Annotated in this window: 15 protein-coding genes and 1 CRISPR repeat array; of the genes, 5 read left to right on the top strand and 10 right to left on the bottom strand. The window is 40.4% G+C overall.

The annotated features are described in order from the left end of the window. Positions 1-75: 75 nt before the first annotated feature. The 5 genes from V7L12_RS22625 to V7L12_RS22605 form a co-directional block, all read right to left on the bottom strand. Positions 76-3,042: a type I restriction endonuclease subunit R gene (locus V7L12_RS22625; protein WP_335087690.1), complete on the bottom strand. Its 2,967-nt coding sequence runs from the start codon at positions 3,040-3,042 to the stop codon at positions 76-78. A gap of 2 nt (positions 3,043-3,044) precedes the next feature. Then, the gene (locus V7L12_RS22620) at positions 3,045-4,385 is read right to left on the bottom strand and encodes a restriction endonuclease subunit S (RefSeq protein ID WP_335087688.1); all 1,341 of its coding nucleotides are present in this window, start codon (positions 4,383-4,385) and stop codon (positions 3,045-3,047) included. After that, positions 4,382-6,235, bottom strand: coding sequence for a DUF262 domain-containing protein (locus tag V7L12_RS22615; RefSeq protein ID WP_335087686.1), 1,854 nt, complete (start codon positions 6,233-6,235; stop codon positions 4,382-4,384). Before V7L12_RS22615 ends, V7L12_RS22620 begins: the two co-directional genes overlap by 4 nt. Continuing rightward, positions 6,232-8,367 carry a type I restriction-modification system subunit M gene (locus tag V7L12_RS22610; protein ID WP_335087684.1) on the bottom strand — a complete coding sequence of 712 codons (2,136 nt, stop codon included), beginning with the start codon at positions 8,365-8,367 and terminating at the stop codon, positions 6,232-6,234. The genes V7L12_RS22615 and V7L12_RS22610 overlap by 4 nt, the downstream gene beginning before the upstream one ends. A gap of 80 nt (positions 8,368-8,447) precedes the next feature. Further along, the gene (locus V7L12_RS22605) at positions 8,448-8,879 is read right to left on the bottom strand and encodes a MerR family transcriptional regulator (RefSeq protein ID WP_335087682.1); all 432 of its coding nucleotides are present in this window, start codon (positions 8,877-8,879) and stop codon (positions 8,448-8,450) included. 68 nt (positions 8,880-8,947) lie between these two features. Here V7L12_RS22605 and cas12k point away from each other — a divergent pair, with 68 nt between their 5' ends. Next, positions 8,948-10,858 (top strand): type V CRISPR-associated protein Cas12k, encoded by a 1,911-nt coding sequence (gene cas12k / locus V7L12_RS22600; protein WP_335087680.1) that lies wholly within the window; start codon positions 8,948-8,950, stop codon positions 10,856-10,858. Between the two features lie 460 nt (positions 10,859-11,318). Continuing rightward, positions 11,319-11,869: a CRISPR direct-repeat array (repeat unit 37 nt; unit sequence GTTTCAACACCCCTCCCAGCTAGAGGCGGGTTGAAAG). Between the two features lie 724 nt (positions 11,870-12,593). Here cas12k and mutL read toward each other — a convergent pair. Together mutL and V7L12_RS22590 are read right to left on the bottom strand one after the other, a co-directional pair. Next, positions 12,594-14,339 (bottom strand): DNA mismatch repair endonuclease MutL, encoded by a 1,746-nt coding sequence (gene mutL / locus V7L12_RS22595; protein WP_335087679.1) that lies wholly within the window; start codon positions 14,337-14,339, stop codon positions 12,594-12,596. A 626-nt stretch (positions 14,340-14,965) separates the two neighbouring features. Continuing rightward, the gene (locus V7L12_RS22590) at positions 14,966-16,015 is read right to left on the bottom strand and encodes an adenosine deaminase (RefSeq protein WP_335087677.1); all 1,050 of its coding nucleotides are present in this window, start codon (positions 16,013-16,015) and stop codon (positions 14,966-14,968) included. Between the two features lie 387 nt (positions 16,016-16,402). Here V7L12_RS22590 and V7L12_RS22585 point away from each other — a divergent pair, with 387 nt between their 5' ends. Then, a complete protein-coding gene (locus V7L12_RS22585) occupies positions 16,403-16,612 on the top strand; it encodes a hypothetical protein (protein ID WP_094352741.1) in 210 nt (69 codons plus the stop codon). Positions 16,613-16,976: 364 nt separating this feature from the next. On the opposite strand, the gene V7L12_RS22580 is transcribed toward V7L12_RS22585, so the two are convergent. Then, positions 16,977-17,288, bottom strand: a complete 312-nt coding sequence (locus tag V7L12_RS22580; protein ID WP_335087675.1) for a threonine dehydratase — start codon at positions 17,286-17,288, stop codon at positions 16,977-16,979. Positions 17,289-17,437: 149 nt separating this feature from the next. Beyond that, positions 17,438-18,316, bottom strand: a complete 879-nt coding sequence (locus V7L12_RS22575) for a phosphodiester glycosidase family protein (RefSeq protein ID WP_335087673.1) — start codon at positions 18,314-18,316, stop codon at positions 17,438-17,440. Positions 18,317-18,945: 629 nt separating this feature from the next. Here V7L12_RS22575 and V7L12_RS22570 point away from each other — a divergent pair. From V7L12_RS22570 to V7L12_RS22560, 3 genes are all read left to right on the top strand, one after another. Continuing rightward, complete coding sequence (locus tag V7L12_RS22570) at positions 18,946-20,136, top strand: sigma-70 family RNA polymerase sigma factor (protein ID WP_335087672.1); 1,191 nt, start codon at positions 18,946-18,948, stop codon at positions 20,134-20,136. 24 nt (positions 20,137-20,160) lie between these two features. Beyond that, the gene (locus tag V7L12_RS22565; RefSeq protein WP_335087671.1) at positions 20,161-21,366 is read left to right on the top strand and encodes a DUF1822 family protein; all 1,206 of its coding nucleotides are present in this window, start codon (positions 20,161-20,163) and stop codon (positions 21,364-21,366) included. Between the two features lie 108 nt (positions 21,367-21,474). Continuing rightward, positions 21,475-23,862, top strand: a complete 2,388-nt coding sequence (locus V7L12_RS22560) for a CHASE2 domain-containing protein (RefSeq protein ID WP_335087669.1) — start codon at positions 21,475-21,477, stop codon at positions 23,860-23,862. A 49-nt stretch (positions 23,863-23,911) separates the two neighbouring features. On the opposite strand, the gene V7L12_RS22555 is transcribed toward V7L12_RS22560, so the two are convergent. After that, on the bottom strand, positions 23,912-25,414 hold the full coding sequence (locus V7L12_RS22555) for an HlyD family efflux transporter periplasmic adaptor subunit (protein WP_335087668.1): 1,503 nt from the start codon (positions 25,412-25,414) through the stop codon (positions 23,912-23,914). Between the last annotated feature and the right edge of the window lie 44 nt (positions 25,415-25,458).

Raw genomic sequence — 25,458 nt, 5'->3', positions numbered from 1 at the left:
CTTCAAGTAAAACTATGCTTGCCTATTTACATTTCATCATCTCTAAAACCGCGATCGCGTCGCCTTACGTCTGCCTTATGCTGCACCTTGGTCGTAATCATTATCGAACAGGGTATTAGCTAACCAGGCTTTAAACTCAGGTTCATCAGTAAATTTACGGTATGCTTCTGTATGGTCGAAGATGAACTCTTGAAACTTCTCGACTAGCTTTTTCTCAAAGGTGATTCTGGCGTTTTGCCGATCTGAGTATTTCTTGGCGTTCTGATATTCTTCGTCTTTACTGACTTCGGCAGGTAATTCTTCAAATAGGAAGCGACGCACTTTATCTTTTTCTGTCCACTCAATATTGCCGAAGCGATCGTTAAAATCTTGAATAATATTACTGAGTATGTCTAATTGTGCCTCATATTTGCTACCAGGAGCATCTGGGGGTGTGGGTGCTATTTCTGCCCCACCTTCAAGCTGTATGGCTAGGGTTGTTTGTCTTTCTATGCGGTAGCTGTCGATGTCAACGCTTTCTAAAATACCTTTGGATAAATCGGTGTCATTAAGGTTGGGAAGTTTGGCCAGTAGGAATTTGAGAAAAGTTTTTAGGCTTTCCCAGTAGGGATTACGGAAAGGATTAATTTGGACAAGGAATTGATAATTGCGGACGAAAGATTTGCCTTTTTTCTTAAAGTCTATTTGTTGTTCTTCGTCTAATTCGTTGATAAAATTTTGCTTGCATTCATCGAGAATGGGGTCTAATTGGTCACGTTCTGCACCATTGATGAAGCGGGTAATTAAGTCGTTGACCTGTTCTTCAGAATAAACTTGGAACCCGTCAAGCGCATCTTGCAAGTCGTTGAGACGATCTATATCGGTTTCTTCACTGAGGATTGTTGTTTTATAAAATGGGTCAAAAGCTTCTTTAATTGTATCGGCTGAGTTGACAAAATCTAGAATGAATGAATCTTTTTTATCTGGCTTGTAAGCACGGTTGAGGCGAGATAAGGTTTGAACCGCTTTGATATCAGCTAGGGTTTTATCTACATACATCGTGTGCAATAGCGGCTCATCAAATCCGGTTTGGTATTTATCAGCTACTATCAGGAATCGATACTCAGTTTTTTTGAAATTTTTGGGTATGTCATTTCCCGAAAAGCCATTCATTGAGGACTCATCCTCTTTTTTCCCGTCAACTTCTTTACTGCCTGTAAATGCAACAATAGTTTTGTAAGGTGCGTTAATTTCCTGTAAATAGGCATCGAAGGCAAGTTTATAGCGAATGGCGCTGACAATACCATTGGTGACTACCATTGCTTTTGCTTGCCCATTAATTTTGAGTTGACCAATTACATCTTGCATGAAATGGTCAATCATTATTTCTGCTTTCTTGCGGATAGCGCGGGAGTCCCCCTCTACGTACTGCTTTAGCTTTTTCTTTGCCCGTTTAGTATCATATTGTGGGTCATTTACAATCTTTTTTTGAAGTTTATAGTAACTTCTAAAGGTGGTATAGTTTTCCAGTACATCTAGGATAAATTCTTCCTCTATTGCCTGTTTCATGGAATAGTTATGGAAGGGATAATACTTACCATCAGCTGGATTATGAACACCAAAAGCTTCTAATGTCTTATTTTTGGGTGTGGCTGTAAAGGCGAAATAGCTGGCGTTGGGAGAGAGTTTTTGTTCTTCAATAATGCGGAGAATTTTATCTTCAGTGGTTTCTTCTTCTTCGCCTGCTTCTTTATTCAGGGCTGCGCTCATTTTGGCGGCGCTGCTACCACTTTGGCTGGAGTGGGCTTCGTCAATGACAATGGCAAATTTTTTATTGCTTAATGACTGGATTTCCCGAACAACATAGGCGAATTTAAAAACGGTAGTTATAATAATTTTTTTGCCTTCTTCTAGCGCCTCTTTTAGTTGCTTACTACCTTCAGTGATGGCTTCAACTACGCCTTTGACTTGGGCAAACTGTTTGATGTTATCGCGGATTTGTTTATCTAAAACTTGGCGGTCTGTAACTACAACAATGGAGTCAAATATGGGGTTGGTGTCATTGGTGTCGGTAAGTTCTACGAGTTGGTGACTCAGCCAGCTAATGGAGTTACTTTTACCTGAACCTGCGGAATGTTGAACTAGATAATGCTGTCCTACACCATTGGTTTTGGCATCGGCTAGGAGTTTTCGCACTAAGTCGAGTTGGTGGTAACGGGGGAAAATCAGCTTGCGTTTCTTCTGTTTTGCTTCGTCTTTCTCTTCTACCAGTTGGGCATACTTTTCAATGATGTTGCTGAGGCTGGTTTTGGTGAGAATTTCTTTCCACAGGTAATCGGTTTTTAGTCCGTTGGGGTTGATGGAGTTCCCCGTACTGTCGGGGAAAAGTAAGTGTGGTTCAGATTTTTGACCTTTGTTGAAGGGAAGAAAAACTGTTTGCTGTCCCTTGAGTTCGGTAGTCATGTAGACTAACTCATCATCAACGGCGAAATGAACTAAACAACGTGCAAAGTTAAACAGGGGTTCTTTGGGGTCACGGTCAGTTTTATACTGCTTTATGGCATCTTGGACATTTTGTGTAGTGAGGTTGTTTTTTAGTTCAAAGGTGATGAGGGGTAAGCCGTTGATGAAAATCCCCATATCCAGCGATCGCCTCTTCTGATCGTTGCTAAAGTATAGTTGGCGAGTGACGGAGAAGATATTTTCGTTGTAGCGTTGGATGGCTTGGGGGTTCAGTTGGGATGTGGGTAGGTTGTAGTAGAGAGTAAGGCTGACTTCTCCGGCTTTGATGTCGTTGCGGATAACATCAACAATACCTCTGGTTTTGATTTGGTCGAAGATGCGTTGAAACAGCCTTTCTTCAAACCGTTTACCGTAGCTGGTTTCTAGTTTGCTAACTTGGGTGGGTTGGGTTTTGCGGAGAAATTGCAGCAGTTGAGTTTTATCTATGCAGTAGTTGCGGTCATAGTCCCCAGATTGACTTTTGATGTAACCTGCTTCTGTGAGTAGGCTTTTTTCTATGAGGGCTTCTAAGCCTTTTTCTGAGGTGTCAGTTGTGGTCATGGCTAAATTGCTGCGGCTGTAAGGGTGGATTCAACTACGGATGTTTCGCGTACATCTATTTTTCCCGTTACAGCGTCGGAAATTAAGGTGGTGCGGTATTCTTGGATGAGTTCGATCTCTTTTTCTATTTTGGCGATCGCTCGGTCGATTGGACGTAACTTCTTATCAATTAATTCAGTAATATAATTTTGCTCAAATAATGAAGGTATTAAGATAGGTAGTTCTTTAACAGTAGCAATAGAAACCTCACTAAAAGTTGTACCTTGCTTTGAAAATTTCCAATACTCACTAACAAAGGCACTTCGTAAATAATTAACAAGAAAATTTGCCGAAATTTCTTGACTTGGAACTATTCTTGCAACACCGCGAGATAGATTAGCCCCAGATAAGTGTGAAGGAACTATATGAGCATCACCAATTGTTGCCCGGATTCCGAGCATAATATCTCCTGGTTGCAAAGTTGAGCGAGGATACATTGCAGCAATCGAAGGATCTGTTCTTTGAAGTTTTGAGATTTCAAAATTCCCTTGGGTCATGTTTGTAGTTTGAATAAAAGGAACTCCATCATCAACCTGATTACCTGGCTGGAGAATCCCGTAAGAGATTGAGGTTCCATATTTAATGCACTTCTTCAATTTTTTAATTTCCCAATGTTCAGGAATAGACCCTAAAAACTTAGTACCAGATGGCTTCATAGGTGCGTTAGGGTTAAATCCTTTGGTAAAGGCATGGTTAACGATCGCAGTTTTCTGCTCTTTGAGCAATTCAATCAGCCGTTGCTTGTTGCTGATGAAGTGGCTTATCTGTTCTAATTTGCGATCAAGGAAGCGAGTGATCGTTTTTTGTTCTTCAAGTAGAGGACAAATAATAGGAATTTGAAAAAAATCATCAGAATACATACGCAGTCTTGAGGAGCGAATACCTTTTGAAGTTCGGGTATATTCAGCAATGTATTCTGGTATTCTTACGAGATATTCAAGGTAGTCAGAATAAAATTTATTTGTATTTTTTTGCCTATAAACACCGTATGCAGAGCTAATAATTCCTTGATATTTAGATACTCCTAACGCTCCCATCCAAGCCCACATGATGTTTATAACTAAGTCATTAGGAATACAAGTTTTATAGCCTTCATAGGATTCAGCCATAAACATAGTGATATTTTTTTCGCTTCGAGGAGTTACTCCGGTGATGTGAGAAACAGAAAGTAACTCTTCATCCCCTGTCTCCGAACGCTCGTCTACTTCATAAAAACAATACTTTGCTCGTTTTGCTTCCCAATGCTGAGGAATTTTTTCGACAAAAGCCAAACCTGAATCTCTATAAACTGGATAACGTTTCATCCTGCGACCTCCTCAGAAATATAAGATTCAACCACCCTGTTCAAGCGTTCTGGGTTCCAAATTTCCTCTGCAATCTTTTGATAAAGCTTTTGTCGTGCATCCAAATTTGATTTTTTAAACTCCTCATGGGACTGAAACGTTAGCCCAGAGTGTTCCTTATACGCCAAGAAACCGGGATTATGGTCGTAACATTGAGGATTAAGTGATTTAGCTAAAAGATTGTGACCGTAGTAATGAGGTAATTTTTCAGCGTAAGGCAAGTCACCATAACTTGCGTTAAACGACTTCGGCAGCAGCAACAGTCCCCCAATACGATTACGATACTCGTAAAAATCTGCATTACTAGAAAACTCATCTGAGTGACGCTGAGGTTTATTAGCCCAAATATGCTCTACCTCATATCGATTTTTTCCTATGGCAATATATTCTCTATAATGTGACGATATTCCCGATTGCGTTTCTATGTGGTCTGTTATCCGAGCAAGAAATTGATAAATAGCATTGTAGTTTTGCTGATGCAGTAGCAGTCGTTCATTAGAAGCGAAAACTTCTGGTTCTGCATCTAACTTCTGACGCAGAATTTTTACAAGTTCAGTAGGTGCTTTCCCCCGAATATCCCGCATAACCACAAACATGGCATACTGCATCGTGTTGTAAGTAATGGTTCGGAAGTTCCATAACCTCCGAGCCAGCAGAATATCGAGAAAACTTGCCACTAAACGAATCTTTTGGTTAATCATACCTGGGTCATCATCAGCATTTAGAGGCGCAAGCAGCAAGGGATATTGAAGGGTAAAACCGTGCTGGGCATTGTAAAAAACTTCCTCTAACCCTGGTTTCAAGGAAATCGATGCTTCCCGCAACTGTAAGTATTGGCGGCTATAAAATGCAAAATCTCGCTCTATGAAGCGCACAAAATCAGCACTTTTGTTGAGTCCGATGTCTGGTTTATGATCGCGTACCCAACGGTGAAACTCTGTACTGATGCGGTCAAAATCACCAGGAACAGCACCTTTTTTACGTTCTCGAATCGTCTGGGCGTACTGACTGCGAAGCCAAGTTTTAATCGCATCGGCTTCTTCATCTTTACCCAACTCTATCAATTCACTTACACGCTTTTTCCAGAGCTGATTCGCCTGAACCTTTTTAGCTTCGTCACTGATATTCGCCAGCAAAAAGCCTTTAAGCATATCCGTAGGTGAAAGAGATAGCCCCCGGTCATTCATCGTTTCAAAAATGATATAAGCATCCTCATCTGAGTAAGCTGTAATCTCAACGATGTGGACGTTCTCGATTAGCCAGTCAATGAAGTATGGTAAAGCATCTCCAGTTAAATCTTCTGGGAAGTATTCTTGAATATCAGCATAACGGGCAACAATATTCTTTACTGACTCTGGTTGCTCTGTGTCATCAAAAGGAATGTTGTTGAAGAGAGATTCCATGCAAGCGTTACGCTCCTCAACATCCAAATTAAAAGATTTTTGAGAAAACCTTTCTGAGAAAATTAAGTCATTAAGTTTTACTTGATATAGACGAGTCTTTTGCAGATTATGCAAGAAAATTAGCAGCAGAGATAAGGTAGTGAGCCGTTGCTGTCCATCAATAATAAATTTCTTGCTTTCCTTCTGACTAATAATAATTGACCCCAGGAAGTAATGCCCGTAATTTTTAACGGCTTGGCGTTCATGACTTGGCTCAAAATCATTAAAAAACTTCCCTGCTAAGTCTTCCAGAAGTTCTTGAAGCTGTTTGGTTTGCCACTTGTATTCTCGTTGATAATAGTCAATGGCATATTTATTGCCACTGAGAAGTTCACGAATAGTTTTAGCGTCACCCCGAATCTCTTTCATTCTCCAATGTTCTCCCCGCTAACAATCTGACGTAAAACGCCTTCTGTCTCAGCTTCTAAAGCAAAGATATCTGCTGCTATTGCTTCCAAACTCCGCAATGGTTTGAACTTATAAAAATATTTAGTGAAAGAAATTTCATAACCCCTTACCGTTTTATCATGGTCTATCCAAGCATCTGGTACATGGGGTAGCACTTCACGAGCAAAATACTCTTCAATATCTTCTTTCAATGGCACATTCTCTGTATCTCGCAACTCAGAATCCGGCTCATAAACTACCGCATCTTTCGTTTTTTTCTTAATTACAGGTTCCGCCGTTTCGTCTTTGTATGTGAATGTGTCATAAACCAGCTTTAAATCTTTAGCTGTAAATTTAATTTCTTCTGCCTTCAGTGCTTTTTCAAATTCCTGCTTAACTCTATTAAAATCTTTGTGAGGTTCACTACTAAACAAGTCCTTTAATATTCCCAAAATTACCCCATGTTTTGTATTAGAGGTGAGATTTAGCTGTATTTCCTGTTGTACTACACTACCTTTTTTAGAAGATGAATTAGTAAGGCTTGCTGCTAAAAACTGCTCTACTCTTTCTGGTGTAACTTGAAATGTCAGCCTTAAAGGACGCTCAACAGTAATTTTGTGATAGCCAAAATCCTCGTCATCAAAAATTTTAGATTGTTCTGTTTCCTGAAACTCCAAAAATGTTTCTGTAATTCTTTGAATATCTGCTTGGGTTAATACACAATTTTTCTTACCCAAATTCTTTCTTAATTTTCCATACCATTCCGTAGCATCGATTAACTGTACTTTCCCTAGACGGTGTTGAGGTTTGCGGTTAGATAGCACCCAAACATAAGTAGCAATACCTGTGTTATAAAACATATTTAAAGGTAAGCCGATGATGCACTCTAACCAATCATTTTCAATAATCCAGCGACGAATATTACTTTCTCCGCTACCTGCATCACCAGTAAACAAAGCAGAACCATTATGAACAATTGTTATCCGGCTACCCAAAGCAGTTGACTGCTTCATTTTGGAGAGCATATTTACCAAAAATAACAATTGACCGTCACTGCTACGGGGTAACAGAGTCAGCTTTTCTCCTGGTTTTAAATCAGGATGTTCTACAGCAAAACGTGAGTCTTTAACTTCCTTCTTTTTACCATCAAACACAGCATCCTGATCTACAGTCCAAGACTTGCCATAGGGAGGATTAGCAAGCATAAAGTCGAACTGTAAATCTGCAAACTTGTCATGAGAAATCGTTGAGCCAAACCAAATTTTTTCCGGGTCACGACCCTTGATCAACATATCCGATTTACAAATGGCGTATGTTTCTGGGTTGACTTCCTGACCGTATAGCTCGATTTTCACCTTCTTGGCTCTTTTTTCAGCAAGCTGTTGAATAAATGCTTCTGATTCTGTCAACATTCCCCCAGAACCGCAAGCGTCGTCATATACCAAGTAAGTACCACCTTGAATCTCATTTTCAATCGGGAGAAATATTAGATTCACCATCAGTTGAATAATGTCACGGGGAGTGAAGTGTTCCCCCGCTTCTTCATTATTTTCTTCATTAAACCTGCGGATTAACTCTTCAAACACATAACCCATTTCAAGGTTAGTTAATCCCTCAAGAATGATTTTGCCTTCAGAGTTTTTAACAGGTTCAGAACTGAGGTTAATATGATTGGAAACAAATTTATTAATCAGTGCATAAAGCCTATTACTTTCTGTTAAAGTTTCAATTTGATTCCGCAGCTTAAACTTACCGATAATTTCTTGGACATTTTCGCTAAAGCCATCTAAATAGTTTTCAAAGTTTGCCCGAATTTGACTAGGAAAATCGAGTAAGGTTTTAAAAGTAAATTTAGAAGTATTATAAAATACATAGCCAGATATTCTGGGAAGCTGTTGTGCTACAGCATTCTGCCCAAAGTTGCCTTCTTCCAGCACCTTGTAACGCTCAAGAACCTTTTCCTTAGTTGGTTCTAGTAAGCAATCTAAACGCCGCAGTACCGTCATTGGCAGAATTACATCTCGGTACTTGCCGCGTACATAGACATCCCTTAATACATCATCAGCAATATTCCAGATAAAATTAACAATAGTGTTGTGTGTCGTGTGATTCATGTTGCCAGTACAGAAGGCGATCGCATCCCAATAGTTGTAACAGTTTAAAGTACTGTGGTGTCTGCTTTGTAATAAGAGCCTTAATTTTTATCCAACTTTTGACGCAACTGCTGATAAATCACGTCCAACCACACTGGAATTACAGGCTTGCCTTCATCCAAAGATGCGATCGCCTTTTTTCTGTCAAACTCCACAAGCTCAAGCGAACGCTCCTGTGCTTGGGACAACAACATAAACCGCTTACCTTTACCTGAAGTAAATAACTCCGGTTCTTGGTCTTTCAGCTTTTTCAGCGTGGTGCTGGCTATGTCAAAACTTAACCCCACAGATAGCCAATATGACATTGCAGCCAGTTCCAGCAAATTAGACTTGGAGTAATAAATACTACGTCCTGTCCCAGTATCACTGATTACAGGAACAATCACCCCCCTCTCTCGCCAATACTGTAGCTGACGAAGGGTGCAGCCTGTAATTTCAGCAGCTTCCTTGCTTGTAAAAAATGTCTCCTGCATACAATTTATTTTACAGAAGACTTGTTTAATACAAACATGTTAGTATTAGACAATATTGTTTTAAACCGATGAGTCAAATCACTATTCAGTGTCGCCTTGTAGCCTCAGAGTCATCACGCCAGCAACTATGGAAGTTGATGGCGGAGTTAAATACGCCACTGATTAATGAACTACTACGTCAGGTAAGTCAACACCCAGAGTTTGAGACTTGGCGACAAAAGGGCAAACACCCCACTAGTATTGTCAAAGAACTCTGCGAACCTTTGAAAACTGACCCTCCCTTTATTGGTCAGCCAGCACGTTTTTACACGAGTGCGATCACCACAGTCAATTACATCTACAAATCTTGGTTGGCATTGATGAAGCGATCGCAGTACCAACTAGAAGGCAAAATTCGCTGGTTGGAAATGCTCAAAAGTGATGTTGAATTGGTAGAAAGTAGTGGTGTCAGCTTAGATAGTCTTCGTACTAAAGCTGCTGAAATTTTGGTTCAATTTACTCCTCTTAATACTGCTGAAACTCAATCAACGAATGGGAAAAAAGCTAAAAAGCGTAAAAAATCTCAAAATTCAGATAGTGATCGTAGTTTATCAAAGAATTTATTTGATACTTACCGCAACACAGAAGATAACTTGACTCGTTGTGCTATCAGCTATTTACTCAAAAATGGTTGCAAAATCAACGATGAAGAGGAAAACGCTAAAAAATTTGCTCAACGCCATCGTAAACTTGAAATTCAGATTGAACGCCTCAGAGAACAGCTAGAAACACGAATTCCCAAAGGCCGAGATTTAACATCAGCCAAATGGTTAGAAACTATTGTTGTTGCCACTCACAACGTTCCAACAAATGAAGCCGAGGCAAAATTTTGGCAAGACAGGCTTTTAAGACAATCTAGCAAAGTACCTTTCCCGGTAGCTTACGAAACCAGCGAAGACATGACTTGGTTTAAAAACCAGTTTGGGCGCATCTGTGTAAAATTCAAATGTTTGAGTAAGCATAGTTTTCAAGTGTATTGTGATTCTCGCCATTTTCACTGGTTTCAACGCTTCCTAGAAGATCAACAAATTAAGAAAAATAGCAAAAATCAACACTCAAGTAGCCTATTCACCCTGCGTAGTGGGCGTATTGCTTGGCAAGAAGAGGAAGGCAAAGGCGATCCTTGGAATGTCAATCGCTTAACCCTCTACTGTTCTGTAGATACCCGCCTATGGACGACTGAAGGAACCAATCAAGTAAGGGAAGAAAAAGCCGAAAAAATCGCTAAAATTATCACTAATACAAAAGCCAAAGGCAATCTTAATGAAAAACAGCAAGCCCATATAAAACGGAAAAACTCCACTCTAGACAAAATTAATAACCCTTTTCCTCGCCCCACGAAACCTTTGTATAAAGGACAATCTCATATTCTTGTTGGTGTTAGCCTTGGCTTAGACAAGCCTGCAACGCTAGTGGTAGTAGATGGCACAACAGGTCAAGTAATTACTTATCGCAGCATCAGACAACTACTGGGTGATAATTACAAACTGCTAAATCGCCAGCGACAGCAAAAGCATTTTTTATCCCACCAACGCCAAATAGCTCAAACGCTTACTGCACCAAATCAGTTTGGAGAATCGGAGTTAGGGGAATATATAGACAGATTACTAGCGAAAGAGATTATTGCGATCGCCCAAACATACTCTGCTGGAAGTATTGTTCTACCCAAATTAGACAATATGCGAGAGCAAGTTCAAAGTGAGGTTCAAGCCAAAGCTGAACAAAAATCAGACTTAATAGAAGTTCAAAAACAGTATGCCAAACAGTACCGAGTTAGCGTTCATCAATGGAGTTACGGCAGGTTGATGGCAAATATTCACTCGTCAGCTGCTAAAGCTGGAATTGTTATAGAGGAGTCAAAACAGCCAATTCGAGGTAGTCCACAAGAGAAAGCGAAAGAATTAGCGATCGCAGCTTACCATTCTCGCAAAATAAACTGATTGACAAAACACCGAACCTTGATAATAAAATAAGAAAATTCAACAGCGCCGCAGTTCATGCTTGTTATAAGCCTCTGTGCTGTGTAAATTTGGGTTAGTTTGACTGCTGTTAAACAGTCTTGCTTTCTGACCCTGGTAGCTGCCCACCTTGATGCTGCTGTTCCTTGCGGACAGGAATAAGGTGCGCCCCCAGTAATAGAGGTGCGGGTTTACCGCAGTGGTGGCTACTGAATCACCTCCGACCAAGGAGGAACCCACCTTAATTATTTTTTGGCATGGTAAAGCGGGGGCGATTTCCCTGGGACTCCTGCCAAAACTTTAAATCGTTTGTTTAATAAGGTTTATAGCCTTTAATGTGTCAGTTGATTTACTTTTTTAAGTATTGACTGACGGGCGATTTTGGGAGACGTGACAAAAATGCCTTCATAACTATTGGTAAATCAAGGGTTTGAAGCGCAGAGTTTCAACACCCCTCCCAGCTAGAGGCGGGTTGAAAGATACCTATTGGTTTACACGCGCAGTTCCAATTAAAGTTTCAACACCCCTCCCAGCTAGAGGCGGGTTGAAAGAAGAGAGTAAAAGGCAGTTCTTGCAGGGGAGCTTTCTAGTTTCAACACCCCTCCCAGCTAGAGGCGGGTTGAAAGTCTACCTCGTTTTGAGCTTGCTGCCAGGTGTCGTCCGGGTTTCAACACCCCTCCCAGCTAGAGGCGGGTTGAAAGAACTGTTGCGTCAGCTGCCTCAATTTTGGCTAGGGAACGTTTCAACACCCCTCCCAGCTAGAGGCGGGTTGAAAGGTGTGTTCCTTGCAAGATTTGCGAGAAAGAAAAAGGTTTCAACACCCCTCCCAGCTAGAGGCGGGTTGAAAGTGTACGCAGAGGGGCTATCAGATGGACGAGCGGCAGTTTCAACACCCCTCCCAGCTAGAGGCAAGTTGAAAAATTTGAGCGTTACTGAAATCTTTAGAAAACTGCCAAGTTTCAACACCCCTTCCAGCTAGAGGCGATTTGAAAGGAGTGGACACACAAAAAACAAAAGCAATCAGAAGTATTTCAACACCCTTCTCAGTTAAAGATGGTTTAAAATCAGGAAAAATGAGACTTTGCACGATAATACTTTTTTACATTTCAAAAGCATTCCTAGCTAGAGATGGGCTGAAAGAAAACTCTGAAAAATGATAATTTTTTTGGGGAGAGTTTTACAAACTTCTCTTAAAAATAGGTGGGTTGAAAGATCGGTAAAAGTCATGGAATTCTTGGACTAATGGGGCAAAAACTTGTCAACTTACAGCAATTTTCATTTCTTTGAACCACAAATCCTCGTAGGGAGGTAAGGTCTTGCGCCCCTACTACGTGGTCTATTTACCTGAAAATACCTGTAACAAAATATTGTCAATTTTCTTCCGCCTATAGGATACAGAAGATTGCAGGTAAATTAGGTAACTATATTACGAAACGTAAATATCCTCCAAACCCTCACCATTGAGAAATGACGACCCTCTCTGGTCAGAGACGCACTTTCGTTCACCAGTACAGTTTATTTGCGCTGACATCCTTAGTTAATAAGCCATGCATTGTTAAACTGGTATTGTGACCACAGCAGTTCATCTTTGATATTGCTGATCCAGAATGCCTAATGGACATTAATTTGTTAAAAATGACATTAATCTGTTAACATTGACAAATAATTAGTTAATGTACACCATTTTTACAGTTATTGTAATGTCTTGCCAAAAACATCAAATTCCATGACTTTTACCAATTACCCAATTACGCCGGAAAAACCGAGCTAAAGCTGATTCTTCTAAAGATAGATAAATTGGGCGTCCGTGGGGACAGGTGCGGGGGTTGCGAGTGCGTTGCCAATTATCTAAAAGTGTCTGCATTTCTTGTTGATTCATCGGTGTACCGTTACGAATGGCACTGCGACAGGCGACGGCTACTTGGGCTGTTTGTAAATCGCCTCCCCAACTAAGTTCTAAAATTGCTTCTGCACAGTCGTCTCGCTGCTGCAAAGGTGCGGGGATATTACGGACTACCCAAAGTTGTTCGCCAAAGGGTTCTATTTCTAAACCGATGCGTTGCAGTTGCGATACTTGCGCTGGCGATAATTGATAAAGAATTATTGGCGGTTCGACGGGTAGAAGTTGCCAATCATCGCATAATTGCTCATATAAAACTCGCTCATGGGCAATGTGCTGTTCTACTAACCACATCCCACCTGAATGTTCCACCACAATATAAGTGTTGCTAACTTGAGCGACAGCTTTTAAGGAGTTAGGAGTTGAGAGTGAGGGGTTAGAATTTTTGTGATTTTCGTTGGAATTTTGAGGATTAAAATTGTAACCGCCTTTGGCTTCTGCGGCTTTGAGTAATTTACTAACTCGTGTTGTGTGAACAGCTTCTTTGAGATTGTTAGAAGAGATGCTGAGTGCTTGGTTAATTGCTTGGGTAATTTGTTCTTGCCAATAAATGATTTCGTTGAGGTAAATTTCTGTTTTTGCTGGATTGCGATTCCAGTTAATTTGCTCCGGGGAAATGGCAAGATGTAAGAAACAAATTGGATAGCGATCGCGTGGTAATGTTCTATGAAATGCTGATAATATTGTTTGCTCTAGTTCCGGCGTCTTAACCATCCTACCGTTAATGGCTACACGTACCCAATCTGGACGATGACGATGACAGCGATCGGGTAATCCTACCACTAAATTTAGTGCAGAGTGCAGAGTGCTGAGTCGGGAATTAAGAGTGCTGAATTCTGAATTCTGAGTTCTGTCTTCTGAGTTTAGTGGGTTGGGTATTTCCAGTTTCACTTCTTGCAAGTCACCTTGTCGCACTTGCGGTAAAATTTGCGGTAGTAGTTGTCCAGTTGTGGCAGCTGGACAAATGGTGAACCATTGACGGTCATTTTGCCAAATCTGCCAGGTGACGTGGGGATGACAGAGGGCGATTTGGTAAATTGTGGCTTGCACAGCTTTCATTTGCTGTGCTGTTGTGGGTAATCCCTGACGACGAGATGAGCAGTTACCAAAAAGATGGGAAACTGTAACCACTGTACCAGGTGCGATCGCAGTTACTTCAACTTGTATAACTTTCCCGCAATCGCCATAAATTATCCGCCATCCTAATTTTCCGTCCAGAGGACGACTCAAAATTTCCAAATCTGCCAGAGTTGTTAAACTGTGCAACGCCTCACCACGAAACCCCAAACTATTAATTTTCCACAAATCGGCACTAGAGCGAATTTTACTAGTGCTGTGGGCTGTGGCTGCTTGTTGCAAATCATCTAGGTTCATTCCACAACCATTATCTGCCACACGAATTCGCCATTGCTGCGGCCACAGAGAAACCACAATTCGCGTTGCACCTGCGTCTAGGGAATTTTCTACCAATTCCCGCACCACAGAAGCTAAAGAGTCGATTACCTCTCCAGCTGTAATGAGATATACAACTTCTGTTGGTAGAGCTTGAATAGTAGATGCCATAAATTATAGTTTATAGCTTCTGGGCGCAGAGGAAGTGAGGGGGGGATGAGATGTACAATAAATTGCTGACGTGGTAGCATTCATAGCGAGCTACCAATTCCGAATTAGTATTATACGCTTACTTACTAGAAAATTGATTCTCTAACTCATAGCAAAAGATTCTGCTCGTTGTCAAAGCCAATATTCTTTTATAGTAGAGGTCTTAACAATGACACTGCGATCGCACAGTATATATCTTGTTGGGCTAGTTTTCTCTTTAGTTAGTGTACGGTGCGAGTCCGGCAAAAGCGATCGCCAAGACTATTTATCCAGTATAATTGGGATTGGTTTGATGTTACGTCGACCTTACCTTTAAGCTAGTGGGTGAATTATGGCATTCACAAACAATATTAACAAAATATTATTAGTGCGATAGGTTTAGCAAAAATCCGAATCAGCGAAAAGAAAACCACAGCTAAACGCCGATAAATTATCTGCGTGCATCTGTAGTTTAATCTCTAAAATATTGACTTTTGCAAGATATGTCTGGTGCATTACAGCTTTCTCTACAGCATCATAAAAAAGCACAGATTGCAACATTAATTAACATTAAATCACCTTACTTTCTGCTTACTTCTAGCTGGTCGTTAATTACTATCCCTTGCTGCCAAAATTTTAGGTGATTCAGGTTTAAGCAAACCGTTCAACAGTGATGCCGGACGTTGACTGTAAGGCCAAGCAAAAGCATGACGAAAAGCTGCATCTTGACAAGCTTGTAGTTGTTCAAAACTAATAATGTTGTAAGTCAAGAGATTCTCATACTCAAACGGTAGACGCACATTGTGCAATCCAGCATTATCAGTACAGATAGCGATATCAACTCCAGCATCAAGACAACGGTCAAAAACTAATTTGAGTTGACGTATATCCTGCAAAGTTCCAGTTTTTAGATAAGTTGTCGGACAAACCTCCAAACATTGTCCGCCTTTAGCCACATCATTAAGTAGCTCTGGATATAGTAGGGGAATTTGAATGCCGTGACCAATCCGCATCAAATATGGTAATAGTTCTGGGTAACAACCAGCAGTGGTTTCATATAGATGTCCCGTGGTGTTAACGCCCAGCGATCGCGCATAATCATATAAGCTAATCCATTCTTCTAAGCGATCGGCGTAATAACTATCACCTCCGGCTACATCTACTGCACAGACATACTGTTGATTTTGCGCCGCCAAATCAACAATCGCCTTGTTCACCTCATAAGGTAGGCGCGTGTGCATACAGAGAATTTGGCTAGTAACAATCGGATATTCTGGCTGGTGGCTGGCAAGTCCTACGACTCGCACAATTTCTGCCATCTTGTCAATTCTTTCGGATTGACTCAGATGCTCAGGTGTCCGCAAATAAGGGGTGTAGCGCAGTTCCAGATAAGCCAAATTTTCAAATATGTAAGCACCCCGCACCAAGCGATAGACAAAGTAAGGCAAAGTCTCCACAGTTTGCACGCTTTCTACCAAGGTGTGTAATTCTAGATACTCATCTAGGGTGTTACGTGGGCGGGTATAAAAATCTTCAAAATCTGAATAGTCAGCAAAGCGGGAAATTAACTCCGAAGAATGTCGCTCGAAATATCGCCATAAAACTCGTGGTACGACCGAGCCGCCTAGATGTCTATGTAATTCAGCATATAAAGCCATAGTGGTATTTTTAGGTAAAAATTTCAATGATTGTAACAAAAACATCGAGAGAAAAATCTTCCATCAAAAAAATTTAGCTCCAACTTCTTTGGAGTAGAGATTTCCCACCATCTGGATTTCAACAAATACTCTGACCAATAAACGGCGCAAACGATTTGGTGGCTTGGAATTAGATAGGGTTGAGAGCAACAGATAAATTTTTGCCTCTTACCTCCTGCACTAGTATTTGCAGCATGAATAAACTTGACATTACCAAGATTAAATTGATAGCATTGATATCCTTAATTTTTGTGCTACACTAAAATAACATTGCTATTGTTAAGCGAGTGAGATATAGCAATATATTTTTCCTTTAACAAAGCAAATTCCTGGTAAGGTTGGTATTAATTGAAAATTCAAGCGTTGGAAGTCAAGGCTGGCGATCGGATTATTGCTTACTGCAACAATAAAATGCAAACCTGCAAGGTAAAACGCATTTTAGATCCAGGTCAAGCTAATATCACACTATCAGTATTCACCTCTGAGAATTATCGCGGTTGCTCAGTTTCATCTATAGTCCGCTTCCAAAGCAACGCCTTAGTTGATTTGGTAAGTTAAAAACCAAGTAAATATTCAAGCTCAAAAATATTTCTAGCTATTGTCCAGCCTCAAACTGGACACAATTTTTGTTAAAGGTGCGATGCCTGCGGTAAATGCTCGCCTACGCACAGACAAATTCGTTAATTGTGGCTAGATGATTTTTGTGAAAATGCAAAGCGCCATTTAGTTATTGGTAAACTGTTCCAGATATAATTTGCATATCTAAATTCCATTAAAATATTGTGGGGTGGACACCATTCGGCTGACTTGTACTGAGCGTTATTGAAGTAGCGCGAATGCTAAAGTCTTGCCCTCCCTAATTATGCAAGTTAAAGGTGGAACAGCTTATTGCTAAACTTAATCTTTCACTTGATGGCTTTTTTCAGTTCTTTTTCACATCACGAGCCATGTTGAGGTAGTAGTCGTCAAGTTTGGCATTAGAACGACGGCGGTTAGTGGCAGGAATTTTAGCAGTGTTATCCCGATTCGTTTCAATTGGCTGTTTAGCTGAAGCTTGCTTTATGTTTTGCACCTGATCAGATTCCAAGAAATAACCAGACTCACTGAATCCGAAAAGCTTGCCAAAAAAACCAAATAAATTTCCGAAAAAATTAGAAATACTTTGGAATAAAACACCAAACAAGCCTTCAAAACGAAGGAACAAGTTCCGAATAAATTGAGTTAGACGAAGCATAACAGCACCTTCAATGATTGCCTATTATCATTGTGACTCAATTCGGATTCGGGAATTGGTGATATGGTAAAAATCTACCAGTAGGTAGGTATAGCTCAATTAGTACTTACGTTTGATATGGCAATTGTTGATCGCTCTGTCCACAGCCCTTACTTTTCCTGAACCAGCAAAACCGACTTCACAGGACGCTTGATAGAATTTCCCTCCAAATCAACCTTCCCGTAAAAAGTTTTCCCATTGTAATAAAGCGAAGACGAACTCCCCCCATCCAGATTCATCGCTTGATCGGCACCAAGAGTTTTCATCAAATCAGCTAATGCTGGCAACGACACCCCAGAGTTAGCAGGAGACGAGGGTTTTTGAGACACCATAACTAAAATAACGCTGCCATCACGGATGATACCTACAGCAGTTCTGGCATTGGGTTGATTGCTGCCAAGCGCATCTCGTTTATTGGCATTGTCCACAAAGCCCTCTTTTTCTAAGGTGAGTTCTGGTAATAGGCGTGGGCCAGCACCTATAGCATCAACTAACTGACAACCTGCTGGTGGTGACTGGCTGTGTAGGGCAATGGAATAGCGGATAGTTTGCCCACATAAGTAGCGCCGGAATTCTGTGCGATTGAATATTTGACCCAAATAAGATTTTAAGTTGGGATTATTCACCAGCCGCTCGTTTTCCTTGGGATCGGCTATCAACTTTCCTTGTCGGACAACATAAGATGTAGTTTTTTGGTTGGCTGGGTCAAAAAAGCCTGCATTCAAAATAGCCACGGCTTGATGCTTTTGGGCAAATTCCTCTACAGTGGCTACCTTCTGTGATAGTGCAGGAGTTACCAAAAATTTGCTATTAGCTGGAATCAACAGAATGTGAGCGATGCCTTGGGGCAAATTGCGATCAAAGTAGCGGATAGTTTTTGGTGGTGAAGCCGCAATAGTGGGTATTGACAGTGTTGAAAAACACAAATTAAACCACAACACTATTGCCAAACTAATTAATATCAAAGCCAGTAGTTTGATTTTTCTCACTTTTAAACTCACTTGCAGTTAGATCAAAAAAGTTGATTTAGTTGATTTAATTAAAATACTTTAAGCTGAAAAATAAGCAATTAACTTTAATTACTCCAGGTTCGCCCATTTTTTAGGAAGTTAGGAAAAGTAAATAGTCAAAAGTATACCGAAGGGCATATTCCCAAAAAGACTCGATTAGGTATATGTTCGCAACTATGGCTACTGAACCCATAAATACAAACGAAGGAGTCGATGATATACCTATATTTCTAACTCAAATAGAGCGTATGGGCGTACAACCACTAATCGATAAACATTTCCGACAGACGGAAATTTGCAAGGTAGTTTTCAAAAAGTTAAGAGACAATATCTTGCTAAACCTTCTCAACCAGTGTTTACTTGATTTATGCCGCATTTATGCAACGCCTAAAATCGCTTTTTACGCCAATTTAACTTTCAAATAACTAAATTATCTAGATTCAACAGAATATGAGTAGAGTTATCTTCAAAAAATCTCAAGGAATAAAATATGTGCGCTATTGAATTGCAAATTAGAAAACCAGTATCTTGCAATTGTCCATAGAGGTCTCTGCGGCTTTGATAGTTGCTTAAGTTCGGATCAATTGAAATTTTTATTTTAACTGCTTATGCGTTCTCGTCAAAAAATTATCGAGATGTTCTCAACCTTCGTTGAGTTGGAAGGAGACAGATTCAGCAAATGGTTGATTGATATCAAACTGCATCGAAATATTCAAAATTGTTTGGAGTCTTCACCATTCGTTCCTAACTCAGAAAATTTTTGGGCCTTACATTGGCACAACTGCTGGCGAAAGGAATCTAATAGACTTGCTAGAATGCATTTATCTGCCTATTTACAGGAACCAAATTATTGGGCTGCTAAAAAAACAATTGCCAAATTTACAAATAGTCAACATAGCCTAGCAGATTATTTTCAAATGGCGAATGCTGAAATTGAAACAATTCTCAAAAATTTTAATCTAGAAAAATGCTCTAGCTTAAAAGCCTATGCTACTATAGCAGTTCCCAGTCGGCTAAAAGATATTTTACGCCAACGCAAAGAAGCTGATATCTGCACAAATTGGGCATTGTTACGCAAAGTAAGCAAAAAGCAGTTATTAGAAGCTCTTGCTCAAGCTGGATTATCAACGATTCTAATTGCCCAATATCGACTCGCCTGGACTTGTTTCAAAGAACTGTATGTTCAAAACCAACCAGGTGGCACAAAGTCACTACCAGAACCAGAACCCCAACTTTGGGAAGCTATTGTCAACCTCTACAACCACGAACGCCAAAATCAGTTAACTCAACCTACTCCACAATGCACGAGAGAGAAAATGGAACAGTGGTTAACCCAGACAGCTGTGTACGTGCGTGGTTATCTGTATCCACCTGTTAGTTCTCTAAATTTAGCGATATCAGAAGATGACTCCACAACAACTTTTGATTTGCCAAATCCATTCTCTGACTCATTAATCGCTCAGATGATAGCCCAAGAGGATGCCCAAAACCAACAAAATCAACAATCTCAGATTGAAGCTATTTTGTTAAAAACTTTACAAACTTTTGAGGCAAAAACCCAGGAAATACTTAAATTTTACTACCAACAGGGGTTGACTCAGCCACAGATTGTAGAACGCCTACAAATGAGTCAGCCTACTGTTTCTCGCCGACTGCTTAAAGCTAGAGAATTAATGCTAGCAGCGTTGATCCAATGGAGTCAAGATACGCTTAATATTTCTGTGACTTCCAACCTAGTTAATGATATGAGTAGTGCTTTAGAAGAATGGTTGAAAGTTAAGTATGGGGAATCTCGCTGACGTTATGAAAGATGAGGTAGTAAAATGACTTCCGCTTTTACAGAACCGCAGGAACTATTGTTAGAAATATCACCATCATTACAGACAAGTTCTTGGCAAGAAAGCCAACTGTACGCTACACCTAGCAGTCGCTGGCGTGCTTATATGAATCAAATTTGCCTTCATGGGTTTCTGAATTGGGTAAAAGCTGAATATGTTCCAGAAGCAAGTATCTGGCATAGTTCCCCTGGTATTCCTGCTTTTTGGGAATTTGTCAATGGTACAGCAATTTTGTTAAAGGAAAAGCGAGTCGTTTTAATTCCCAGCGAGGCAATTGATGATAGCGAGTTAGAAGTTCCTCAAGAATGGGTAGATATACCCAGTTGGGCAGCAGACTATTATTTAGCAGTGCAAATCACACCAGATGGCGAGTGGGTAACAATTTGGGGCTACATAACCCATACTGAACTTAAATTACTAGCAGACTATGACCAAGTAGATAGGACTTATTGTATAGATGCACGGCACTTAATTAAAGACCTTAATGCTTTTTGGATGACCTACCAATTTTGTGGAACAGAGGAGATGAAAGCTGCGATCGCTCCACTACCAGAATTATCGACTGTTCAAGCAGAAAATCTTGTGCAACGGTTAGGTAATTCCTCTGTAACATTTCCTAGACTCGCAGTGCCATTTAAAACCTGGGGAGTGCTACTAGAGAATGAGCAGTGGCGGCAGCGTTTGTACCAAGAAAGGCTGCGATATCTACGACAGGCTGCACCTACGCAATTTTCACAGGTACAAGTGAGTCTCAGTCGTTGGCTGGAGCAGATTTACGATGCTTCTTGGCAAGCTATAGAGACTTTTTTTGAGCCAAACTCCAGTAGCCTAGCTTTTAATTTCCGCACTTCTTCCGGGTTAAATGCTGCCGTTATCAAACGCGCCAAGCTGATTGACTTGGGAATGGAAATAGAGGCTCAAAAAGTTATTTTATTAGTTGCCTTAATACCAGAAGCTAACCAACAAGTTAGGATTCGCGTGCAACTACATCCAGCTTGTAATCAACCTTACCTACCTGCTAATATCAAGCTAGTTTTACTTTCAGATCGAGGGGAAATACTTCAACAAGTACAAGCAAGAATTCAAGATATCTATGTGCAGTTTAAACTCTTTGATGGGGAAGTGGGAGAATGTTTTAGCATCCAGGTTGCTCTTGATAGTTGCCAGATTACAGAAAGTTTTGTGATTTAGTTATTAAGAGCCAGACTGAACAGGTTTTCTAACAGCCGCGCCCAGCCGAGTCGAATTAACGTTCATTAGTAAGCAAGTTAATCACGAATGGCAAAGTCCACTTAACTTATGAGTAAGCTAGTTGTCTTCAGCTTCTTGGGAGGAGATTTAAATCAAGGATTTCCTGTTGTCACGGCTCAACTTTGGCATCATAACCAATTTGTACCCGTGAAATTAACAGGGAGTCTGCCAGCAGTACCAGAACTAAGCGAACTCTACCGCAGATGGCAGTTACTCTACGCAGCTGTCCATCAACGTTTGGGTAGCAACCAACGTATAAAAGTACATTCGCAAGACATAACCAATATTTCTGTGAATGACTTCGATGAAGTGTGTCAACAGCTACAAGCAAATATCAATGCTTGGTTGAAATTTGACTCATTTCAGAATATTGAGCGGCAGTTGCGGACTCTACTCAGTCAGGATGATGAAATTAGAGTCATTATTGAAACGGATGTAGTTTTACTGCATCGGTTGCCTTGGCGTCTGTGGAATTTTTTTGAAGATTACCCTAAAGCAGAATTAGCTTTGAGCAATCATGAGTATGCATCTCCTCAGGTATTACAAAAATCTCCCACAGGTAAAGTCAAAATTTTGGCAATTCTAGGCAACAGAGTTGGTATTGATATTGATAAAGACGGCTATTTGTTACAAGGTTTAACAAATGCACAAACCACGTTTCTTATCGAACCAACACGGCAAAAACTTGACGAGTATCTATGGAATCATGATTGGGATATTCTATTTTTTGCCGGACATAGCGCTAGTCTTGCTGGCGGAGAGATAGGGAAAATTTGCATCAATAAAACAGAAAGTTTAGCAATTTTGCAGTTAAAAAATGCACTTAAGGCAGCAGTTACACGCGGGTTAAAATTGGCAATTTTCAATTCTTGTGACGGAATTGGTTTAGCACGAAATTTAGCCGATTTAAACATTTCCCAAATAATTGTAATGCGGGAAGGTGTACCAGATTTAATAGCACAAGAGTTTTTAAAAAACTTTCTTATCGCCTTTGCAGGTGGCAAACCATTTTACTTGGCTGTGCGAGAAGCACGAGAAAGACTTCAAGGATTAGAAAATGAATTTCCTTGTGCCAGTTGGTTACCAGTCATCTATCAAAATCCGACAACTCTTCCTACTACGTGGCAAGAACTATGTGGCAATTTTGGTGATACTAAATTTGTAGGTGAAGTTTCGACAAAGGGTAAAATTGCGGCACCAAAATCTAAACTTTGGACTGTACTACTTAGTACTTTTATTGTGGCTGTTTCAACAGTAGGTTTGAGATACTTGGGAGCCTTTGAGAAAATCGAACTGCAAACTTTTGATCAAATGCTACGGCTACGACCCAAGGAAGACCCAGATCCAAGGTTGATAATTGTAGAAATAACTGAAAAAGATATTCAATCTCGACAAGAAAAAACGCTAGGGTTGAAATCAATTTCGGATAGTACCTTAGCAAGATTACTTAAGCAATTACAAAAGTATAAACCGCGAATTATTGGATTAGATATTTATAAAGACTTTGCTGATCCCCCAAATAAATTAAATCCAATACAGGTTACTACTGAACTTAGTAAAAAGAATGTTGTTGCTGTCTGCAAAAGCCGCGATAGGAAATATGACCCCCAAGGTGTTAAACCTCCGAAAGAAGTACCTGTAATACGTCAGGGTTTTACAGATGCAATTCAAGACCCAGATGGTATCGTCCGTCGCCAAATTTTAATGATGGCACAAGAACCTTCTTCGACTTGTACAACACCTTATTCGCTCTCGTTGCAATTAGCTGCTCGTTACTTATTTGACGAAAATATTCAACCCAATTTTAATGAAGATGATGTACTGTTTGGCTCTAAAGTATTTAAACGTTTAAAACCTGGTCGCAGTGGTGGCTATCAACAAGAAGTTGATTTAGGCGGAAATCAAATACTTGTCAATTACCGTAATACCAATTATTTAAGAGTTTCCCTTGAAGATATATTGAGCGATAAAGTTAATCCTGAGCTACTGAAAGATAAGGTAGTTATCATTGGAGTGACAGCTAATACAGTCAGCGATACTTGGTCAACTCCCTACAGTACTGCACAGCAAGATTACCAAGAAATACCAGGCGTATTTATACAAGCGCAAATGGTTAGCCAAATTTTGAGTGCTGTTTTAGACCAACGTCCAATTCTTTGGGTTTTGCCTTACTGGGGCGATATTCTCTGGATATGCGGCTGGTCTGTAGTTGGGAGTCTGATTATTTGGCGTGTTCGTTCGCTTTCACATAAGAAATGCGCCATCTTTGTGACAGTTGTCATATTATATGGAGTTTGTGCGATCGCTCTTTTAAAACAAGGGTTATGGTTGCCATTTATTCCTTCTGCCTTTGCCGTGGTTGCAAGCGGTGTTGTTGTAGTGTTGATTCAACGCCGTCAGGAATTTTTCACGATTTCACAACCCTTAGTTGAATAAAATTTTTCTTTATAACTGAAAAATAACGTCAATTTGGCGATTGACGATCTCAAAAATCCGTCATTAATCTTGCTTTGCGGAGCACAAATTGCAGTACAGTTTCTTCGCGGGTAATAATATCAACTCTGCCATCCATACCCAATTGAATTTGACATTTCTTTGTAGTGCGACCTAAAGCAAGTTTCTCTGGTTCAATTGTGACTTCGTAAAAAGCACCTACAGCAGTTGCTTTTGGGATAGAGTTCGTATCAGTATCTGCATCGTTTTTTTGCGAACTAATAGCATCAGGGGAAATCACTTTGACAACGCCATTGAGAGTACCGTAATCAGGATAAGCACAAGCACTAACTCGCATTTGCACCTTTTGACCGACTTTTATCTTACCCTTTTCCTCAGAACCGACAGCTGCTTTAATAACTAAAGGTGCATGACTAGGAACAATTTGGACAACTTCCTCCCCAGCCCGGAGAGTTTGACCGGGGTTTCTCAAATTCAGCTTGGAAATAATCCCGTCTGCTGTAGCGGTAATAGTAGTTTGCTTCAGGTCAGTTTCGACTTGCTTGAATTCGCTAGTATCACGCTCTAATTGTTTTTCCGTTTCAATTTTCTGTTTGAGAAGTGCTTGAAGTTCTCTTTCTAACGATGCTTTATTTACTTCCCCAGAAGCTTTTTCTTGAGCAATGCGTTCAGTCGCCATTGCTACCTCTGCATTGCTTGGGTTGAGGGCTACTTGAGTGCGATCGCGTTTAGCAATAGCCCCATTAACAGCTTGTTTTAGCCGTTCATTTGTTTTTTCTTGGGCCTTATAAGTTGCTTTTTGCGCCTGTACCGCTTGTTCCTGTTGTTTCACAGCCAACTGTACTTCTTCAAGTTGATCGCGGGATAATGCCCCTTGTTTAGCGGCACTGTCATATCGGCTCTGCTTTGATGTCGCTGCTCCTAAAGCAGCCTCAGTCGCGTGGAGATTAGCTAGTGCTGATTGTAACTGTGCTTGCCCTGCGTATAATTCCTCTTGAGCCATTTTGACATTGGCTTCTGCTTCTTGGAGTTCAGTGAGACTAGTAATCTTTTTGTCTTGATGATCGCGATCGCGTCCCTGCAATTCAGCTTTAGCAGAAGCGATAGTCCGATTAGTGCGATCGCTTTCAGCTCGAATTTGACTATCGATTGCATTAATTTGCGGAACGGTTTGAATTAGTTGTAACCTAGCTTGTTGAATATTGGTTTGCAGCTGGTTTTTTTTGGTTTGCAATCGAGAGTCATCAATAGTAGCAATTCTATCTCCTTTTTGCAGCGTTTGATTTTCTTTGACGTAAATCTGCATTACTTGTCCTTCTGTTGCCGCCTGTACAATTGGCAATTCACCCGCAGGACGGACAACCGCTTGCCCTTTGACCGTAACTTTATATTTAACAACCGCAGCCACAGGAACAGCTAACGACAAGGCAAACACGATAAATAATCCGCCAAATGTAGTCCAACGACTAATTGGTGGGAGAAACTCGTTATCTTGAATTAAGGGTAAAAAATTTTTTTGAGAGTTACTAATCATCAGTGTTGAGTAGATAAAAAATTATCAATAACCATTAACTAATT

Origin of the sequence: Nostoc sp. (genome assembly GCF_036918245.1) — a bacterium.
GTDB lineage: Bacteria > Cyanobacteriota > Cyanobacteriia > Cyanobacteriales > Nostocaceae > Nostoc.
Note: the sequence above shows the minus strand (reverse complement) of the source record. Positions and strands in the feature narration are given on the sequence as shown.

Coding starts and splice junctions, on each gene's coding strand:
- V7L12_RS22620 (WP_335087688.1), bottom strand. CDS start 4,385: ATGAAACGTTATCCAGTTTATAGAGATTCAGGTTTGGCTTTTGTCGAA.
- V7L12_RS22605 (WP_335087682.1), bottom strand. CDS start 8,879: ATGCAGGAGACATTTTTTACAAGCAAGGAAGCTGCTGAAATTACAGGC.
- V7L12_RS22590 (WP_335087677.1), bottom strand. CDS start 16,015: ATGGCTTTATATGCTGAATTACATAGACATCTAGGCGGCTCGGTCGTA.
- V7L12_RS22560 (WP_335087669.1), top strand. CDS start 21,475: ATGAGTAAGCTAGTTGTCTTCAGCTTCTTGGGAGGAGATTTAAATCAA.
- V7L12_RS22615 (WP_335087686.1), bottom strand. CDS start 6,235: ATGAAAGAGATTCGGGGTGACGCTAAAACTATTCGTGAACTTCTCAGT.
- V7L12_RS22580 (WP_335087675.1), bottom strand. CDS start 17,288: ATGCTTCGTCTAACTCAATTTATTCGGAACTTGTTCCTTCGTTTTGAA.
- V7L12_RS22570 (WP_335087672.1), top strand. CDS start 18,946: ATGCGTTCTCGTCAAAAAATTATCGAGATGTTCTCAACCTTCGTTGAG.
- V7L12_RS22625 (WP_335087690.1), bottom strand. CDS start 3,042: ATGACCACAACTGACACCTCAGAAAAAGGCTTAGAAGCCCTCATAGAA.
- mutL (WP_335087679.1), bottom strand. CDS start 14,339: ATGGCATCTACTATTCAAGCTCTACCAACAGAAGTTGTATATCTCATT.
- V7L12_RS22555 (WP_335087668.1), bottom strand. CDS start 25,414: ATGATTAGTAACTCTCAAAAAAATTTTTTACCCTTAATTCAAGATAAC.
- V7L12_RS22565 (WP_335087671.1), top strand. CDS start 20,161: ATGACTTCCGCTTTTACAGAACCGCAGGAACTATTGTTAGAAATATCA.
- V7L12_RS22610 (WP_335087684.1), bottom strand. CDS start 8,367: ATGAATCACACGACACACAACACTATTGTTAATTTTATCTGGAATATT.
- cas12k (WP_335087680.1), top strand. CDS start 8,948: ATGAGTCAAATCACTATTCAGTGTCGCCTTGTAGCCTCAGAGTCATCA.